The sequence below is a fragment of the Spirosoma daeguense genome, assembly GCF_054776875.1.
The window spans coordinates 502,532-521,615 of sequence record NZ_BAAHBF010000006.1 but is presented as its reverse complement, the minus strand read 5'-3'; the positions used below and the strand labels follow the sequence as shown (position 1 = coordinate 521,615).

Genomic DNA, 19,084 nt, shown 5'->3' with positions numbered 1-19,084 from the left:
ACAGATTACTATTTATGAATAAACTACTCGCCATTGCGCTTTTACTACTTACCGCATCGGGTCTGAATGCCCAAAGCAAAATCTGGACACCTGAAAAAGCCAACGAATGGTATAAGAAACAGGGTTGGGTTCGGGGCTGTAATTTCCAACCAAGTACGGCCATTAACCAGTTAGAGATGTTTCAGGCTGCTACGTTCGATCCACAAACGATTGATAAAGAACTGGGCTGGGCCGAAGATTTAGGGTTCAACGCTATGCGCGTATACCTGCATCATCTGGCGTGGACAATTGATCCGGCAGGGTTCAAAAAACGGCTCGACCAGTATTTGCAGATTTCGAATAAACACGGTATCAAAACCATTCTGGTCTTTTTCGACGATTGCTGGAACGACGAATACCATCCCGGAAAGCAGCCTGAACCCAAACCCGGTGTGCACAACAGCGGCTGGGTACGTGACCCCGGTAGCATGATTTTAACTCATCAGGACAGCCTGCCTGTATTGGAACGCTACGTTAAAGACGTAATGACGACGTTCAAAAACGATCAGCGGATTCTGCTCTGGGACCTCTACAACGAGCCGGGCAATAATAAATACCTGAGCAAAAGCCTGCCATTGCTGAAAGCCGTGTTTGGTTGGGCGCGTGAGGTAAATCCGTCGCAACCGATTAGCGCAGGTTTGTGGAACTGGGATGCAGGTTTCGATGAGCTAAACAAATTTCAGCTCGAAAATTCAGACGTAGTAACGTATCACCACTACAAATACATCGACCAGCACAAGAAACGTATCGCTGATTTGCGGAAGCAAAATCGCCCGCTCATCTGCACCGAATACATGGCCCGACGCAACGGAAGTTTGTTTCTGAACGTCATGCCGCTATTGAAACAGGAAAATATCGGGGCCATTAACTGGGGGTTCGTATCGGGTAAAACTAACACAATTTTTGCGTGGGATACGCCGATTCCGAGCGGTAAAGAGCCTGAACTTTGGTTCCACGACATCCTCCGAAAAGACGGTACGCCGTTTAGCGAAGACGAAGTAAAAACGATCAAATCGTTGACTGGGAAGAAGTAAGTTTTAAATTTTGTCATGCTGACGTAGGAAGCATCTTACGATATCCTAACAGGTGAGTAAGCGAACATTAAGATGCTTCCTACGTCAGCATGACAAAAAAGACGTAGCAATAGCTACTAACTTTTGTGTTATGAAAAAAGCAATTCTCATTTCTGGATTATCGCTCGCTGCTACGTTTGCGGTCTTGGTTTTTAGTGGTTTTGGTCGAAAAGATAATCCTGCTACGTCGCCAGCCGAAACGCGAAAACCGAACGCGGCCCGACCGAACATCATTCTCATCATGGCCGATGATTTGGGTTTTTCGGATCTGGGCTGTTATGGAAGTGAAATTCAAACGCCTAATCTGGATTACTTAGCGAACAACGGCATTCGGTACAGGCAGTTTTATAATACGTCGCGCTGCTGTCCGACGCGGGCGAGCTTGCTGACGGGTTTATATAATCATCAGGCGGGTATTGGTAAAATGACCGATTCGGAAGACCAGCCGGGTTATCGGGGGCACATTACTGATAATTCTGTTACGTTGGCCGAAGTGCTCAAAGCGGCAGGGTATAATACAGCGATGTCGGGCAAATGGCACGTATCGAATACGACGGTGCAGAAAGACCCGAAAGAGCAGTTGGCCTGGCTGAATCACCAGAAAGATTACGGCGATTTCGCTCCGCTGGATCAGTACCCGACCAATCGCGGATTTGATAAATACTTCGGGAACATCTGGGGTGTGGTCGATTTCTTTGATCCGTTTAGTCTGGTGAGCGGTACGAAACCCATTACCAACGTACCGAAAAATTACTACCACACCGACGCCATCAACGATACGGCGGTGGCTTACATTCAATCGTATGCAAAATCGTCGGCCCCGTTTTTTCTCTACGTAGCCGAAACCGCTCCGCACTGGCCGCTACACGCGCTGCCCGAAGATATTGCGAAATATAAAGACACGTATAAAGGAGGCTGGGACGCCATTCGGAAAGCACGTTACCAGAAAATGGTAAAACTTGGCTTGATCGACCCGGCCAAAACGAAACTGTCGGAACGCTGGAAATCGGAGCAAAGCTGGGAAACCAACCCCGATAAAGATTACGATGCTCACGCCATGGCCGTTCACGCGGCTATGATCGACCGGATGGATCAGGGTATCGGACGTATCATCAAAACCCTCCGCGAAACCGGGCAATTAGACAATACGCTGATTCTGTTCCTGTCCGACAACGGAGCCAGTTCCGAAAATTGTGCCGCTTATGGCCCCGGCTTCGACCGGCCCAGCCAAACCCGCGATGGTCAGAAAATCGTCTATGATCTGGAGAAAAAAGTAATGCCCGGCCCCCAAACAACCTATGGCTCCATTGGGCAACGCTGGGCAAACGTAGCGAATACGCCCTATACGTACTGGAAAGCCGAATCTTCTGAAGGTGGTATTCATACGCCACTGGTGGCGTTCTGGCCGTCGGGTATCAAGGCAAAAAAAGGAAGCTACAGCAATCAGGTTGGACACGTAATGGATTTCATGAGTACGCTCGTTGACGTAACGGGTGCCACGTATCCGAAAACTTACAAAGGCCATACCATTACGCCGACCACCGGAATCAGTCTGGTGCCATCGTTTCAGGGAAAAACATCGGCTGGTCATACCGAATTATTCAACGAACATTTCGGTGCACGTTACGCTCGTTCGGGCGATTGGAAACTTGTTTCGGCCAGCCGCGACACTACGTGGCAACTGTACAATCTGGCTACAGATAAATCGGAAACGCAGGACGTAGCAGTTCAACATCCCGACAAGGTTCGTCAGTTAACGGCTCAGTGGCAGCAATGGGCTAAAACGCATCAGGTGTTTCCGAAGCCAGCTAAAAAGAAATAGAGAAATCAGTAAACACGCAGCCTGATTTTCTTAACGTAGTATCGCCCCACTCCAACTCTGTTCAAAAGGTAGATTTTTGGGGTGGGGTAATTTAATTAAAAGCAAAACCGAATAAAAAAACGTATGAAGCTTACCTCTCGAGGACACGTATTGACCACACTATTGACCATTGCCGGAATCTCTGGTAGCTGGGCACAAACCAAGGAAATCGCTCCACCTCGCAAAGCACCTATTTTAAGCCGTTGGGAAAAGCAGATTACGCCCGAAAACGCCTGGCGCGAATACCCTCGCCCGCAGATGGTACGGGAGAAATGGCTAAATCTCAACGGTATGTGGGACTATGCGATTGTGCCGAAAACTGCACCTGCGCCAACCAGCTTCTCCGGACAGATTCTGGTGCCGTTTGCGGTAGAATCGACTGTGTCGAAAGTCAATAAATCACTCACGCCCGATCAGCGGCTGTGGTACCGTCGGAACGTAACGTTACCCCGCGACTGGAACGGCCAACGGGTAATCCTGCATTTCGGCGCGGTCGATTACGAATGTAGTTTGTGGGTGAATGGCGGACTCGTAGGTTCGCATACCGGCGGTTCCGACGCGTTTTCGTTCGACGTAACGGATTTTCTGAAAGATGGTCAGAATCAACTGGTTTTAGGCGTAACCGACCCGACATCGAACGGCGAGCAGCCGCGTGGCAAGCAGTTGTTGAGTCCGCATGGTATCTGGTATACGCCCGTATCGGGCATCTGGCAAACCGTCTGGATGGAACCCGTACCGAAGGCGCGTTATGTTGAAGAAGTACGTATAACACCCGACGTTGATTCGAGCCGTATTAAAGTAGAAGTGTCGCTCGATCAGTCGGTAGTAGATCCTGTTACGGCTATTCGCATAACAGCGATGGACGGAAATAAGACTATTTCTACAGCGTTGGTCCGAGCAGGGCGCGTAGCCTATCTGAACGTACCGAACCCAAAACTATGGTCGCCCGACAGCCCGTTTTTATACAACATACGTACTGAACTGGTAGCGGTAAAAGATCCATTCGAAGGCACGCCTAACAATCGCCGTCCACGACGTAACGACGCCGAACAGAAAGCGTACGCCAGCGCCAGCGTAACCGGCAACCCGTTGGACGTAGTAACGGGCTATTTCGCGATGCGGAAAATTACAAAAGGCGCGGGTCCGGTAGCAAATCAGCCGGTATTGCTGCTGAACAATAAGTTCGTGTTCCAGAACGGTCCGCTCGATCAGGGTTGGTGGCCCGGCAGTTTGCTAACGCCCCCATCGGATGAAGCGATGGCGTTTGAGATTGATTTCCTGAAAAAATCGGGATTCAACATGCTACGTAAGCATATCAAAATTGAGCCCGAACGCTACTACTATCTCTGCGATAAACTGGGGATTCTGGTATGGCAGGATATGCCGTCGGGCTTTCTGGAAGGGCAGAACGAATATCCCGGCGATCAGGTAGAGCCGTTACGTCGTTCGAAAGGGAAAGAACAATTTGAACTCGAATTACGCCGGATGATGAACCAATTGCATAATCACCCAAGCATCGTTACTTGGGTAGTTCATAACGAAGGCTGGGGGCAATACGAAAACAAACGCATGGCCGACTGGGTAAAAGCGCTTGATCCGAGCCGGGTAATCAACGGTGTCAGCGGGTGGAATGATCGCAATTCCGGCGACTTTTTCGACATTCATACGTACGAAGAAGAACCACGCCCGGCGGCAGCCAAGTCGGATCGGGTTATTGTGATCGGCGAATTTGGTGGTATCGGCTGGCCGGTTCAAGGGCACCTCTGGAATCCTGAAATGCGGAACTGGGGATACCAGACGTATCAATCGGCTGAGGACGTATTGAAAGCCTATCAGAAAAAATACGCTAAAATTGTTGAGTATTACCAGAAAAATGCCCTTTCAGCCGCTGTGTATACGCAAACGACCGACGTAGAAGGCGAAGTGAACGGCCTACTCACCTACGACCGTGAAGTGATTAAAATTCCTGTCGAGACGTTGAATAAGATTCACGCGCCGTTGTTTAAATAAAGAACGAAAGGGTGAATGAGTGAAAGAGCAAAAAAAGGCTGGTGTTAACTTTTCACTCTTTCACTCATTCACCCTTTCGCTCTTTAAACTTTCGTACCTTCGTGCTGCCATCAGCAACTGACAAACGTTTATGCAGCAGACAATCCGGCGCGAAGATGCGCTTGATTACCACGCCAAAGGGCGTCCCGGTAAACTTGAAGTTATTCCGAGTAAAGAATATAATACCCAGCGCGATCTCTCGCTTGCGTATTCACCGGGCGTAGCCGAACCCTGTCTGGCTATCGAAGCCAACCCCGACGATGCTTTTAAATACACAACCAAAGGAAATCTGGTTGCCGTTATCAGTAACGGTACCGCCGTATTAGGTCTGGGCGATATTGGTCCGGCAGCCAGCAAGCCCGTTATGGAAGGGAAGGGGCTGTTATTCAAGATTTATGCCGATATCGACGTATTTGATATTGAGCTGAATACCAAGAATATCGACGAGTTTGTCCGTACCGTAAAGATTATGGAGCCCACTTTCGGGGGCGTCAACCTCGAAGATATTAAGGCTCCGGAATGTTTCGAAATTGAGGAACGACTCAAGCACGAAATGAACATTCCGGTCATGCACGATGATCAGCATGGTACGGCGATTGTGAGTGGAGCGGCTTTGCTTAATGCCCTTGAACTGGTTGGTAAACAGATTAGTACAGTAAAATTTGTTGTTCTGGGAGCTGGGGCTGCGGCCATTTCGTGTGCACGTCAGTACATTGCCCTCGGCGCAAAACCGGAAAACATGGTAATGTTCGACGTAAACGGACCACTTACCGCCGATCGTACTGATTTAAGCGAAATTACCCGTCCGTTTGCCACCACGCGCGATATTCGGACGCTGGCCGATGCCTTTGAAGGAGCCGACGTATTTGTTGGTTTGTCGAAAGGAAATATCGTTAGTCAGGCGCTTATCAAATCGATGGCGAAAGATGCCATTGTGTTTGCGATGGCGAATCCGAATCCCGAAATTAGCTATGATGACGCTATGGCCGCTCGGCCCGATATTATCATGGCAACGGGTCGTTCCGATTATCCGAATCAGGTAAACAACGTATTGGGTTTTCCATATATTTTCCGGGGTGCTCTGGACGTTCGGGCTACCGAAATCAACGAAGCCATGAAGCTGGCTGCTACGTATGCACTGGCGGAACTGGCGAAAAAACCCGTTCCTGATATCGTAAATCTGGCCTATGGCGAAGCTAATCTGATCTTCGGACGAAATTATATTATCCCAAAACCTGTTGATCCACGTTTGCTATCGACCGTAGCACCGGCTGTAGCAAAAGCTGCGATTGACTCGGGAATGGCGCGCTTACCCATTACCGATTGGGATGCTTATGAACAGCAACTGGCGCGTCGGTTAGGACAGGACAACCAGATTTCGCGGGTAATTCTGAGTAAAGCGAAAGCGAGTCCGAAACGAGTTGTTTTTGCCGATGCCGAAAATTTGAAAGTACTTAAAGCCGCTCAGCAGGTTCGGGATGAAGGTATTGCTCACCCAATTCTACTCGGTGAAGTGGCTAAAATACAGGAGCTTATTCGGGAAAATAGCCTTGATTTGGGGAATGTGCAAATACTGGATCCACGCTCTCCCGAACAGGAAGCGTTGGTGCAGCGTTTTGGTGATATTTATTTCGAGAAGCGGAAACGAAAAGGCGTGAACCTGACCGAAGCCCGGAAGCAGATGAACGTCCGTAACTATTTCGGCGCGATGATGGTCGAAACGAGCGAAGCGGATGCCTTGATTTCAGGTCTGACACGTAGTTACCCAGACACGATTCGGCCAGCTTTGCAAATCATTGGGAAGGAGCAGGGCGTTCAGAAAGTGGCGGGTATGTATATTCTGCTCACGAAACGGGGCCCGTTATTTTTCTCCGATACCACCGTCAATTTTAACCCAACGGCGGAAGAAATCGTAGAAATCACTGAGCTAACGGCACGTACCGTAGAGCGGTTTAACATCAAGCCACGTATCGCACTCGTTACGTATTCCAACTTTGGAAGCGCACAGGGCGAAGACGCCGGTAAAATGAATCGCGCCGTTGAATTACTGCATAAAAAGTATCCCGACATGATTGTGGATGGCGAAATTCAGGCTCACCTTGCGTTCAACACCGAGTTGCTACGGCAAAATCACCCGTTCAGCAAACTGGCCGAAGAAGGAGCAAACACGCTCATATTTCCAAATTTGTCGGCGGCCAACATTGCCTATAACTTAATGAGTGAAGCGGCTGGTTTCGATGCAATCGGCCCAATTCTGCTCGGTATCCGCAAGCCGGTTTATGTACTTCAGCTTGGTTCATCCGAACGCGAAATCGTAAACATGGTCGCCATCGCCGTAGTTGAGGCACAGGGGAAATAAGTATAAAGATTATAAATGTTGAATGATTGAGCGATTGAGTGATTGAATAGTTAGTCAGTACTAGCCATTCGATTATTCAATCACTCAATCATTCATAATTCTAACACATGTCACGTATCTTAACCGGTATCCAATCGAGCGGGCGGCCGCATCTGGGTAATATTCTGGGGGCGATCAAGCCTGCTATTGAACTATCGAAACAGGCTGATAATGAATCGTTTCTTTTTATTGCCGACCTGCATTCTCTGACTACAATTAAAGACGGTACGTTACGTCGCGAATACACGCGGGCTGTAGCATCGACCTGGCTGGCGTTTGGACTCGATACCGAAAAAAATACGTTCTGGCGGCAGTCGCGGGTGGCTGAACATACCGAATTGTGCTGGCACCTGACGTGTTTTACACCTATTCCGATGCTCAACAACGCTACGTCGTTTAAAGAGAAATCGGATCGAGCCGGGTCAGTCGTAAATACGGGATTGTTTGTGTATCCGGTGTTGCAGGCCGCTGATATTTTGTTATACGATGCTGAAATTATTCCGGTTGGTAAAGACCAGCGGCAGCACATCGAAATGACTCGTGACATTGCCAGTGCTTTCAACCGGGCGTATGACGATGAGGTGTTTGTACTTCCCGAAGCCCGTATTGACGACCGGCTCATGACGATTCCGGGTATCGATGGGGCCAAAATGAGCAAATCGTACAACAACTATATCGATATTTTTCTGCCAGAAAACGAGTTGTGGAAGGTAATCAAGAAAATAAAGTCAGATTCAACCCCTCTTGAAGAACCGAAAAATCCGGATATCGATATTACGTTCCAGTTGTATTCGTTGCTGGCTTCTGATGCGCAGGTTGCTGAAATGCGTGCTTTATACGAAGGCGGTAATTACGGCTATGGCATGGCGAAGAAGGCGTTTTACGAGTTGATTCTACAGCAGTTCGCTACAGAGCGTGAACGCTTTACGTATTACATGACCAACAACGATGCGCTAGAAGCTGAATTACAGGCAGGAGAAGAAAAAGCACGCGCCGTAGCGGGACGTACCATCCAGCGTGTACGTGAAAAGCTTGGATATAACTAATTGTGTCAAAAAAACACCGTTAAGTCATTTGATTTGGTGTGGGTAAGCCCTTGTATTTACTTTAGGTAGTTTCTGATAAACAATCAGTTAATCTAATCCTCCCACACAAATGAATGCCGTAACCACCACAATCAACCTTCGCGATGCTCAGTTGAATCAACGAGAGCGTCATTTTATTCAGTTAGCTTGCTCCGAGTTAACGTACGTGCAAATTGCCGATCGTATGTGCGTAAGTCCACGTACAGTCGATGGGTATCGGGAAGCACTTTTTTTTCGGTTGGAAGTTAAGACCCGCGTTGGGCTTGCACTTTGGGCCGTTAAGGCTGGGCTAGTTGCTTTGTAAACGTATTTTTAGTCATACTACGTCCTTCTGTAACGTTGGTTATGGGAGGACGTAGTGTTTTTATGAGAAGGTAACAACCTGTTTTTTTAGACTTGATACGTTAATTCAGAGCTTATTTTCGCTTTTATTCGATAGTGATCGTTTCGATTTACAAACGTATTGATGGAACGGATTACCGACGTAGCAAAACGCCCTTGCCTTCTATGAAAAAAGTATTGTGTCTGTTCGCCAGTATGTTGTTATCTGGCTCAATTTCTATTGCCCAGAAAGCGGCCGACCGTCAGGAATGGGTATCGTTGTTTAATGGAAAAGATCTGAGCGGCTGGGATATTAAAATTGCCGGACTCCCGCTAAACGATAATTATAAAAATACCTTTCGGGTTGAGGATGGAATACTACGTGTTGCCTACGATCAGTATAAAACGTTCGAGGGTAAATACGGACACATCTATTACAAAAAGCCCTTTTCGTATTATCGAGTGCGCTTTACGTATCGGTTTGTTGGCAACCAGACGCCGGGCGGAGATAGCTGGAATGTTCGAAATAGCGGTGTTATGCTGCATTCACAATCGGCAGAAAGCTTGTCGTTGGGCCAAACGTTTCCGGTATCACTCGAAATGCAGTTTTTGGGTGGTTTAGGGAAAGGGCCTCGTTCAACTGGTAACCTTTGCACACCCGGTACGCAGGTATACATGAACAACAAACTCCGCCCCGAACACTGTACTGATTCCAAGTCGAAAACGTATGATGGCGACCAATGGATAAAGGCCGAAGCCATCGTGTTGGGCGATTCGATTATTCACCACATCATTCAGGGCGATACGGTGCTGACCTACGAAAAACCACAGGTAGGAGGGGGCTTTGTCAGTCGGGATCACGACTTTAACGCGGGCCATTTTAGTCCTGAAGCTGCGGCCTACTGGAACAAACTGGCCAATACTCCGCTCAAAGAAGGATATATTGCCCTTCAGGCAGAAAGTCATCCGATTGACTTTAAGCAGATTGAAATACTGGAACTGAAAGGATGCACCGACCCGAAAGCATCGAATTATAAATCGTACTACGTTAAATCTGATAACACTACGTGTCAGTATTCAAAAAGATAAGTGACGCTACGTACACCGTTCTGAACCAATGAATCGTATAACTGCCATCGACGTAACGCGTGGTCTGGTCATGGTTATCATGGCGCTGGATCATGTTCGTGACCTGTTGCACCTGCCCGCACTGACACAAGACCCGACTAATTTTGCGACGACAACTCCCATTTTGTTCCTGACGCGCTGGATTACCCATTTGTGTGCCCCAACATTCGTTTTTCTGTCGGGAGCATCGGCTTATCTGTCGCTTCGGAAACGTAACGATGCGGCAGGAAGGCGGTTTTTGCGGAAGCGGGGTCTGGTATTGTTATTGTTTGAATTGACGATTATAAACTTCGCGTTCTGGTTCGAAATACCGTTTCAGTCGTTGATGTTACAGGTTATTTATGCGATTGGTGGAGGACTTATAATTCTTTCATTACTAGCAAAACTGCCTGTCAGGTCGATTGGGTTTATCGGGCTTGTGATCGTGTTTTTGCATAACGTATTACAACTCGTGCCCACGTTTACAAACCCGATTGGTCGTCTGGTTTGGTCATTGTTTTTCCGGACAGAATTTTTTCCAATTAGCCCAAAGTTTGCCTTGTTAGTTGCGTATCCGCTGGTTCCGTGGCTGGGAATTATGTTGGTCGGTTACGCATTCGGGCAACTTGTTGACAGGCCAATTGCCCAGCGGAAATCACTCGTCCTACGTATTGGGTTAGGTTCACTGGCTTTATTCATTCTGTTACGTTTCATAAACATATATGGCGATCCTGTTCCATGGAGTGCTCAGAAAGATAGTGTGTTTACGTTTTTCTCGTTTATCAACGTAACAAAATACCCGCCGTCGTTGCAGTACGATTTGCTGTTACTTGGATTAATGTTTTTGATTCTCTATATAGTAGATGGTACGAACACTGTTCTCACAAGATGGCTCACAGTGTACGGAAAAGTGCCGATGTTTTACTACGTATTGCACTGGTATCTGGTTCATTTGTCGATGATTGGCATGGGCTTGCTGCAAGGCTACTCACTGGCTGATACTCCAAGTGGCCCCCTGAATTTTGGCCGACCTGTTGGAGCGGGACTATCATTAGTGGGGGTATATGTGGTCTGGCTAAGTATTGTCTTGATGTTATATCCGCTTTGTAAGTGGTACGGAAATTATAAATCGACTCATCCCGAAATAAAGTGGTTGCGCTACGTATGAGCCAGATTTGGCATAGCAATCCCCTAAATATGTAGAATGTCAGAGCTGCTAAGTTTAGTGACAGTGTAGCCAATCGTTTACCTCTCAGTAATCGAGCTATGGTGCGCCTGACGATGCAAATTTAAGAAAGTCATAAGGTGATTGAACATACGATTCTTGTCTAGCCAGTGTGGATAGCGTAGCAGCTACACTGGCTAGACAAGAATTAAGAGTGATAGTTAAATGCATTACCTGCAAAAAATAAAGCTCTTACGTTAATTAACGTAAGAGCTTTTCAGTGAGCCAGTGGAGGGATTCGAACCCCCGACGCGCTTGCGCATCCTGATTACAAATCAGGCGGAATCGACCGCTATCCGACACTGGCGATCCTTAATTCATTGCTGAATCGTGGTGCAAAAGTAGTAATTCTGTAAGTTATGTGCAAGCAGAATTACTACTTTTATTTAATAAAAATTGCCTAAGTTAAAAATCAGGCCTGTGCTACACGTAATTGATGCCGAAGATCTGCCAATTGCTTCTCAGCTTCGGCAATCTTTTTGTCAATATCGGCGCGTAATTTGTCCGCATTTTTTGAGCGAGCAAAAAACTCAATGTTGTTACGATACGTAGCAATATCATTTTCAATAGCCGTAATACGTCGGCGAATATCGTTTTCGCGTCTACCGTCTCCACTATCACGATGACCACCACGGTTAAAGTCACGACCGCCACGGGTGGCTTCGGCTTCACTCTGAAGCATGATCCGTTCTTTGTCTTTGGCTGGAATCTTACCCGTTGCACCTACTAATGCATTTACTGCGTTAATGTAGCGCTTCTGAGTAGTCTGCATGTCTTTCTTCGGCACAAAACCGATAGCAGTCCACTCTTTCTTAAACTCATTTAGTTGCGATAGATCAGCATTGGCCGTAGCAGCAGCTTCGATGCGTTCAATCAGGGCAATTTTCTGCGCTAGATTTTCTTCAAATTCGCGCTCCGTTTCCTGATTCTTCGACCGTTTTTTATCAAAGAAGGCATCACAGGCAGCTTTAAAGCGGTCGAAAATACTGTTTTTCTGCTTCTCCGGTACCTGGCCGATATTCTTCCATTGTTTTTGAAGTTCAATAACCGTCTGGGTTACTTCGGGCGATTCCTGACCAGCCGCCAAAATTTCTTCGACCTGTTCGCAAAGTTGGATTTTAGCCCGTAAATTTTCTTCCCGTTTGCTTTCCAGTTGACGGAAAAACTCGCCTTTGTTATGGAAGAACGTTTTTAAAGCAGCCCAGAATTTCTTGCTTAATTCCTTGCCTTCTTCACGAGGCATTGGTCCTTTGATGGCGTTCCAGCGATCCTGAAGGGACATTACCACCTTCGTTTTGTCGTTCCAGTCGTTAATGCTGTTCGACGCAAACGAAGTAAGTGGAATTAACTCTTCATATATAGCTGATTTTTCTTCGTATAACAGAGCCGATTCTTTACGTTGCTCGTTCGTCTGATCACGACGTTTATCGTATAATACGTCCAGAGCGGCTTTCATCCGCCCCCAAAGAACTTCCTGCTCCGCTTTTGGAGCTGGGCCAATGTGTTTGTATTCTTCAAACAGCGCGTTAGCCTCATCAATTAGCTGGCGGGTTACAGAGGTTTCGTTAACGGCTTTCGCCATTGCTTCTACTTTCTCAATAACTTCAGTTTTAAGCGATGCGTTACGTTTACGGTCTAGTTCTTTCAGTTCGAAATAGATGTTCCGATTGCTGTAGTAACGATCTACCAGTGCATGATACGTTGCCCACAAGGTTGCATTATGTGGGGAGTTCATGTTACCGGCCGCTTTCCATTCGTCCTGAATTTTCTTAAATTCATTCCAGCTTGCTTTAGGGTCACCGGCGTTGTTCTCATCATTTTCTACGAGTTCACGCAGGCGTGTCAGCAGTTCTGTTTTAGCGGCAAAATTGTTGTCTTTTGCCTTATCCAGATTCTGGAAATAGGTATTTTTCAGGCTCTTGATTTGCTTGTAAAGCTCATCGAAACGCTGAGTCTGATCGTCATATTTATAGTCGAAGCCTTCTTCTGCGCCCGTTTCTGTTACGTATATCTGCAATGCCGCTTCACGTTCGGCGCGTTTCATTTGATCGAACAGTGGTTTGGCTTCTTTCAGGGCCTGGTCGGCTTTTTTGAAATCACCGGGTGTAACAGAGGCTGCGCTAACGGTGGCCAGCTGTGTTTCGAGCAAGTTCACAAAATCCGGCTTCGAAAACTGACTGTAATCAACAACCGACTGGCTCGACGATTCTGTGTCATCATCAGACTCAGATACCGTTGCATATTCTGCCGTTATAGCATCACTCTCGGTCGGTTCCAATTCAGCAGGCACTTCGGCATCCGCTGGCAGATCCGCTCCAGCTGTTGATTCAGCCGCAGGTACATCTGCAATCGAACTTTCAGTACTAGCCGCAGGAGTCGTGCTTTCTTCGGCTGCCGCTTCGGATGTTACCGGCGCAGCTTCGCTCTCAACAGGCTCAGGCTCAGATAAATTGGTTGATACGTCTGAAGACTCAGGGGCTGTGTCAGTAGTAGCCAAAGTCTCTGATGGTGTTTCAGCAGAGGGCGCGTCTGAGTTGTCCACCGATTCGGATGCAGCCGTTGAACTGGCAGCAGCTGATTCGCTCTGTGGAGCAACAGACTCTCCTGCTTCGGAAGTTGTTGTACTGTCGGGGGTATTCTCTGCCAGCATTTCCGTTGCCTGATTGGTGGTTTCGGGTTGCTGGTTAATTTCCTGCTCTTGGTTTGCCATGTTGGGAACGTACCGATTACTTTTGCAAAAATACGATAATATGCGGATTTCCTTGTAGTACGAACATGGAAAAGCCGTTAAAGGTCTTTATATAATGACTTCTATTCTCAGCGATTTACGGAATGAATACACGCAAAGCGGATTGGACATAGCTGATGTGCTATCAAATCCGATTGCACAATTCCAGAATTGGTTCGACGCAGCTCTCCAGGCGAAGGTTCCTGAACCGAATGCCATGCACATCAGCACGGTAACTGCCGAAGGGCGGCCAGATGGTCGAATTGTGCTTTTAAAAGGAGTTTCGGAGGCAGGGTTTGTGTTTTTCACGAACTACGAAAGTAGAAAAGGTCACGAACTTACCGACCATCCATTTGCAAGTCTTACTTTTTTTTACCCTGAACTCGAACGCCAGATTCGTATTGAGGGACGAGTTGAAAAAGTAAGTGCTGACGAATCGGATGATTACTTCAACAGTCGTCCGCGTGGTAGTCAGATTGGAGCCTGGGTTTCACACCAAAGTTCGGTTATCCAAAACCGTGCCGTTCTCGAAGATCGACAGCGCGAACTCGAAGCGCAATTTTCCGACGAACCAGTGCCGCGACCTGCTTATTGGGGTGGTTTTCGTATCGTTCCCGACGTACTGGAATTCTGGCAAGGTCGCCCGAGCCGTCTTCACGACCGGATTCGTTACCGCAAGGAGGCCCATAACTGGATCATTGAACGGCTATCGCCGTAACTAAAGAGTGAATGAGTGAATCGTCAACGTAGCCTTTATTCGCTCTTTCACTCATTCACTCTTTAGTACAGGTAAAACTGCTACGTTAATTACTTTACAGGCTGTACTTCCTTTCCCTTCTAGTCTATGACTGGCAGCACAGCCAACGTTCAGCGGAACGTATCGAACCGCACGCTTTTTAGTGTTATTTCGGCATCTTCGGTCGGAACCCTCATTGAGTGGTACGATTTTTACATTTTCGGCAGTCTGGCCGCTATTCTTTCTTCGCAATTTTTTCCCAAAGATAATCCAACGGCTGCGTTGCTGTCGACGCTGGCCACGTTTGCCGCCGGATTCGTGGTACGTCCATTTGGAGCGCTGGTGTTTGGACGGCTGGGCGATCTGGTGGGCCGAAAATATACGTTTCTCGTCACGCTAGTGTTGATGGGGGGCTCTACGTTCGCCATTGGGCTTATTCCTGGCTATGCTACGATTGGCTTCTGGGCTCCCTTACTCGTGCTTTTGCTACGTCTGATTCAAGGGTTAGCACTTGGTGGCGAATATGGTGGTGCTGCTACCTACGTAGCAGAATACGCACCTGAAGGTCGACGTGGTTATTATACCAGTTTTATTCAGACAACTGCTACGTTAGGATTGTTTGTATCGCTCGGTGTTATTCTGCTCACACGCGAAACGTTAGGTGTCGATAAATTTGCGGAATGGGGTTGGCGAGTGCCGTTTTTATTATCAATTCTGCTCGTAGCTGTTTCCATAGTGATACGTATGCGGATGGCCGAATCGCCCCTGTTCGCCAAATTAAAATCGGAAGGGAAAACGTCGGCAAATCCGCTGGCCGAAAGTTTCGGCAAAAAACAGAACTTGAAAATGGTGTTGCTGGCGTTGTTTGGTGCCACAGCCGGTCAGGGCGTTATCTGGTATACAGGGCAATTTTACGCACTATCGTTTATTCAGAAAGCCTGCAACGTAGAGTTCGTGCAGTCGAACATGATTGTAGCCATTGCTTTATTGGCTGCTACGCCATTTTTCATCGTTTTCGGTGGCCTTTCTGACCGTATCGGGCGTAAATCCATTATGCTGGCGGGTATGCTCTTGGGTATTTTGACGTATCGCCCGATTTACGACAAGCTGTATAGCCTGACCGATTTGACGCAACGTCAGGAAATTGTTGATGCACGCGCCATTAATCGGACATTGATAAAGTTAGATAATGGCGATACGCAGGTAACCGAAACCACAACGCACAGATATCCTGATGGGTTAGTTGCCAAAGACATTTCTAAAACAATTACCTCCGAAAAACCATCTGGCAGTCAGGCAAAAGCTGAGCTGAGCAAAGCCATAACCTTGCCCGATGGCAGTTTCTGGCTGATGGTGTTGCTGGTGTTTGTGCAGGTGGTTTATGTAACAATGGTGTATGGGCCGATTGCCGCGTTTCTGGTTGAACTTTTCCCGACCCGCATTCGCTACACGTCGATGTCATTACCGTATCATATTGGTAACGGCGTATTTGGTGGATTAACCCCATTTGTGGCCACAGCACTGGTCGCAACAGCAACGAAAGCCAATCAGGCCGTTCCAGGTTCGGTGGCCAAGCCCTACCTCGAAGGGTTATGGTATCCGATTATAGTAGCTGCCGTCTGCTTCATTATTGGACTGTTTTATCTCAATAACGAAAAGGCAAAAGAATAAGCAACTTCATATTCGCTCTTTCACACTTTCGCTCATTAAAACATGGCAACTCTAAAAAAATACCTCGGTATTGTCTGGATATTACTTGGGATTTACGTTGGTTACGACCGAGTTACCGACAGCCTGACAAAAATTAGCAGTGATCAACTAGAAGACCGCGTATTTGGGTGGGTCGTGCTGATTGTGCTTACGCCGATTGTTGTGGGTGGGCTGATTCTGTTTGGTAAATACGCGCTCGATGGAGAGTATGATTCGTAAAATAATACCCGTACTACGTCGGTTTTCCTTTCTTCTGGTTACTTTTTTGGGTCTGAACAACGTAGCATCTGCGCAGCTGCCATTTCCAGCCAACGTTAAGCGGGTATTGTTTTTGGGTAATAGCATTACGTATGCCGGACGCTACGTTACGGCTATCGAGACGTACTACGTAGCGCATTACCCTAACCAGTCTGTTGAGTTTATCAATGTTGGTCTGCCAAGTGAAACCGTTTCCGGACTTTCCGAAGATGGGCATGCCGATGGTAAATTTCCCCGTCCTGATTTGCACGAGCGACTGGCGCGTGTGCTTTCGCAAACCAAGCCCGACCTTGTATTTGCCTGCTACGGCATGAACGACGGTATTTATCTTCCTTTCGATGAAAGTCGGTTTGCGAAATTTAAAGAAGGAGTTCAATGGCTTCATGATGAAATTGTAAAAACTGGCGCGCCCATTATTCACATCACTCCGCCCGATTTTGACGAAGTGAGAGGTGGTAAAATTGGATACGCTGCTGTGCTCGACCGCTACGCTGATTGGCTGCTCGCCCAGGAAAAAGCGCAGCAATGGCAGGTATTGGATATTCATTATCCGATGAAGAAACTGCTGAAAGCGCATCGAAAAGTAGACGCTACGTTCGCAATCAACGGGTTTGCACTGGCCGAAGATGGCGTGCATCCGGGCGAGGTTGGGCATTGGGTAATTGCCCGTAGTATTTTGGCTGGATTAGGCGAAAAAGACGTAGCAAAGGCACCTGATCTAAAGGCGTCGTTGCCCACTTCGCCCACTACCATCCAGCTCATAAAACTTATCGCCGAACGCCAGAATCTGATGAAAGATGCTTGGTTAACGGCAACGGGCCATAAACGACCGGGCATGAATACGGGTTTACCACTTCAGGAAGCCCAGAAAAAAGCCGCCGAAATCGAAACGCAAATCAGGACGTTGGTAAAGTAACGTAAAATATGGATGGCACAGGAGCTATATACCTGATCTATAGATCTTTACGTGTAGTTTTTTTTTGTCATTCCGACGATAGGAGGAATCTCGGCTTTCCGATTAGTCAAGCTTGAGATTCCTCCTATCGTCGGAATGACAAAAAAAGCTAGTTAAATAATTGATAAACAATGGATTATTTTGTAAAATATCCAAAATTACCCACTTTTTATTTTAACAAATTACGACTGTTCGTCAACCATCTTCACGGCTAATACGTGCTTACATAAGCCCCGTTTACCCTGATGGTTCGTGAACCAATCGCACGTACAGCGAGCTTGCCCATTATCAATCACGACTTTATGAAACACATCGCCCGTGCCTTTTACGCGCGCTTCGACGTAGCCAGGCGATTGGTTAATGAATTGAATATCATTTTGAGAAACGAGTTTCTTCGCGTTTTTCAGACGTGGATTCAGGCTTAGAATCCGGTTCGTTTTGAATGGAAGTCGGCGGTAAAAATGGGCATTGTTCACCAGATCAAACCCTAACATACCAATGCTCGATAGCTGCGCTGTTAGGGTATCCATAGCCCCAAATTCAAGGTCGTGCTCGATAGACAACAACGTGGGATTGAACGATTCATTGGCTTTTAAAAGGTTATTGATACCATAAATCAACTCCATCGGCATGTCGTAGATGAGGTGTTCCAACGCTTTACCCTCGCCCGAAAATCCCCGATACGTATCGGCCGAAAAGGCAAAAACCAGTTGCAATGCACCCATCATCAGCACAAATCCAGCCGCCTGACCGTCATTGCTTTGGTAAATTGTCAGGGAGTCAATAAACGGCAACAGCCCTTCCATGAGCCGCAAGCGATGCGCGCCACCAATTCGAACGGCACTCCCCTGTTTAAGAGGTGAAAACAGAAATTTACCCGCCCGCTGAACGATAAATACGTCGGCTTTAACCGTGCCTTTCGGAAGCGCCTGAAATAATTGAACGGCCTGTGGTTTGGTCAGCGTAAAGATGGGTTGCATTTCGGCCAGATAATGCTGTACGCTGGTCAGCCCTTTAATCCAGCGACTTGGCAACGTTACTTTTCGCTCCACCACCTTAGCCCGTTCACTAATAACCGTCACCGATTGCTGCCCCACCGATAAGACCATATTTTCGCTTTTGGTGATGCCATTGAGCGCATTAATCATCGGCTCATTAAAATCGACGTTGGTAGTGCCGCTGGCCAGAAATTCACCATCTAAACCTTCGGGCAAAATATCGAGCCTAGCATACACACCGTTGCAGGACGAGAACCCTTCAAACCGCACCTGACCAGCACCCGCCGTTACAATTGGGTCACGTAGCGCCATCAATTCCTGCATGGAAAGGGCAAACCGCGACCGAACGGTTTTGGCAATGGTCATCAGGCAACGAGACGTAAGGTAGGGTTCGCGCAAACGCCCCCAGAAAAAGCACGGAACCTTATTATCTTCTTCAATTTCAGTTTGATGCGATAGCAACAACGACCTTCCGGCATCGGTTTTATCGAGGGCCGAAGCGGTGGTATAGGCGTAGCCGTAATCCGTTAAAGTTTCCATA

General features: G+C 47.5%; 14 protein-coding genes and 1 tRNA gene. 12 read left to right on the top strand and 3 right to left on the bottom strand.

Annotated features, from left to right (window positions below; genetic code table 11):
* Positions 1–14: 14 nt before the first annotated feature.
* From ACYVD4_RS21390 to ACYVD4_RS21355, 8 genes are all read left to right on the top strand, one after another.
* Positions 15–1,073: a cellulase family glycosylhydrolase gene (locus ACYVD4_RS21390; RefSeq protein ID WP_460949204.1), complete on the top strand. Its 1,059-nt coding sequence runs from the start codon at positions 15–17 to the stop codon at positions 1,071–1,073.
* Positions 1,074–1,203: 130 nt separating this feature from the next.
* On the top strand, positions 1,204–2,934 hold the full coding sequence (locus tag ACYVD4_RS21385) for an arylsulfatase (RefSeq protein ID WP_460949202.1): 1,731 nt from the start codon (positions 1,204–1,206) through the stop codon (positions 2,932–2,934).
* A gap of 123 nt (positions 2,935–3,057) precedes the next feature.
* Positions 3,058–4,983: a glycoside hydrolase family 2 protein gene (locus tag ACYVD4_RS21380; protein WP_460949200.1), complete on the top strand. Its 1,926-nt coding sequence runs from the start codon at positions 3,058–3,060 to the stop codon at positions 4,981–4,983.
* A 130-nt stretch (positions 4,984–5,113) separates the two neighbouring features.
* The gene (locus tag ACYVD4_RS21375; RefSeq protein ID WP_460949199.1) at positions 5,114–7,381 is read left to right on the top strand and encodes an NADP-dependent malic enzyme; all 2,268 of its coding nucleotides are present in this window, start codon (positions 5,114–5,116) and stop codon (positions 7,379–7,381) included.
* A gap of 107 nt (positions 7,382–7,488) precedes the next feature.
* Positions 7,489–8,466, top strand: coding sequence for a tryptophan--tRNA ligase (gene trpS / locus ACYVD4_RS21370; RefSeq protein ID WP_460949197.1), 978 nt, complete (start codon positions 7,489–7,491; stop codon positions 8,464–8,466).
* 109 nt (positions 8,467–8,575) lie between these two features.
* Positions 8,576–8,809 carry a response regulator transcription factor gene (locus ACYVD4_RS21365; protein ID WP_460949195.1) on the top strand — a complete coding sequence of 78 codons (234 nt, stop codon included), beginning with the start codon at positions 8,576–8,578 and terminating at the stop codon, positions 8,807–8,809.
* Between the two features lie 203 nt (positions 8,810–9,012).
* Positions 9,013–9,915 (top strand): 3-keto-disaccharide hydrolase, encoded by a 903-nt coding sequence (locus tag ACYVD4_RS21360; RefSeq protein ID WP_460949193.1) that lies wholly within the window; start codon positions 9,013–9,015, stop codon positions 9,913–9,915.
* Between the two features lie 28 nt (positions 9,916–9,943).
* Positions 9,944–11,101 (top strand): DUF1624 domain-containing protein, encoded by a 1,158-nt coding sequence (locus ACYVD4_RS21355; protein WP_460949191.1) that lies wholly within the window; start codon positions 9,944–9,946, stop codon positions 11,099–11,101.
* A 280-nt stretch (positions 11,102–11,381) separates the two neighbouring features.
* Here the strand turns inward: ACYVD4_RS21355 and ACYVD4_RS21350 are convergent.
* Positions 11,382–11,465: transfer RNA gene (locus ACYVD4_RS21350), tRNA-Thr, on the bottom strand.
* Between the two features lie 105 nt (positions 11,466–11,570).
* The gene (locus ACYVD4_RS21345; RefSeq protein WP_460949189.1) at positions 11,571–13,868 is read right to left on the bottom strand and encodes a DUF349 domain-containing protein; all 2,298 of its coding nucleotides are present in this window, start codon (positions 13,866–13,868) and stop codon (positions 11,571–11,573) included.
* A 94-nt stretch (positions 13,869–13,962) separates the two neighbouring features.
* On the opposite strand from ACYVD4_RS21345, the gene pdxH reads away from it, so the two are divergent.
* The 4 genes from pdxH (at position 13,963) to ACYVD4_RS21325 (ending at position 17,506) form a co-directional block, all read left to right on the top strand.
* On the top strand, positions 13,963–14,604 hold the full coding sequence (pdxH, locus tag ACYVD4_RS21340; protein WP_460949187.1) for a pyridoxamine 5'-phosphate oxidase: 642 nt from the start codon (positions 13,963–13,965) through the stop codon (positions 14,602–14,604).
* 126 nt (positions 14,605–14,730) lie between these two features.
* Positions 14,731–16,293, top strand: coding sequence for an MFS transporter (locus ACYVD4_RS21335; RefSeq protein ID WP_460949186.1), 1,563 nt, complete (start codon positions 14,731–14,733; stop codon positions 16,291–16,293).
* 42 nt (positions 16,294–16,335) lie between these two features.
* Positions 16,336–16,551: a DUF6814 family protein gene (locus ACYVD4_RS21330; protein WP_460949184.1), complete on the top strand. Its 216-nt coding sequence runs from the start codon at positions 16,336–16,338 to the stop codon at positions 16,549–16,551.
* Positions 16,541–17,506: an SGNH/GDSL hydrolase family protein gene (locus ACYVD4_RS21325; protein ID WP_460949183.1), complete on the top strand. Its 966-nt coding sequence runs from the start codon at positions 16,541–16,543 to the stop codon at positions 17,504–17,506. The genes ACYVD4_RS21330 and ACYVD4_RS21325 overlap by 11 nt, the downstream gene beginning before the upstream one ends.
* 221 nt (positions 17,507–17,727) lie before the next feature.
* Here the strand turns inward: ACYVD4_RS21325 and ACYVD4_RS21320 are convergent, their stop codons facing one another.
* Complete coding sequence (locus tag ACYVD4_RS21320; RefSeq protein ID WP_460949181.1) at positions 17,728–19,083, bottom strand: SWIM zinc finger family protein; 1,356 nt, start codon at positions 19,081–19,083, stop codon at positions 17,728–17,730.
* Between the last annotated feature and the right edge of the window lies 1 nt (position 19,084).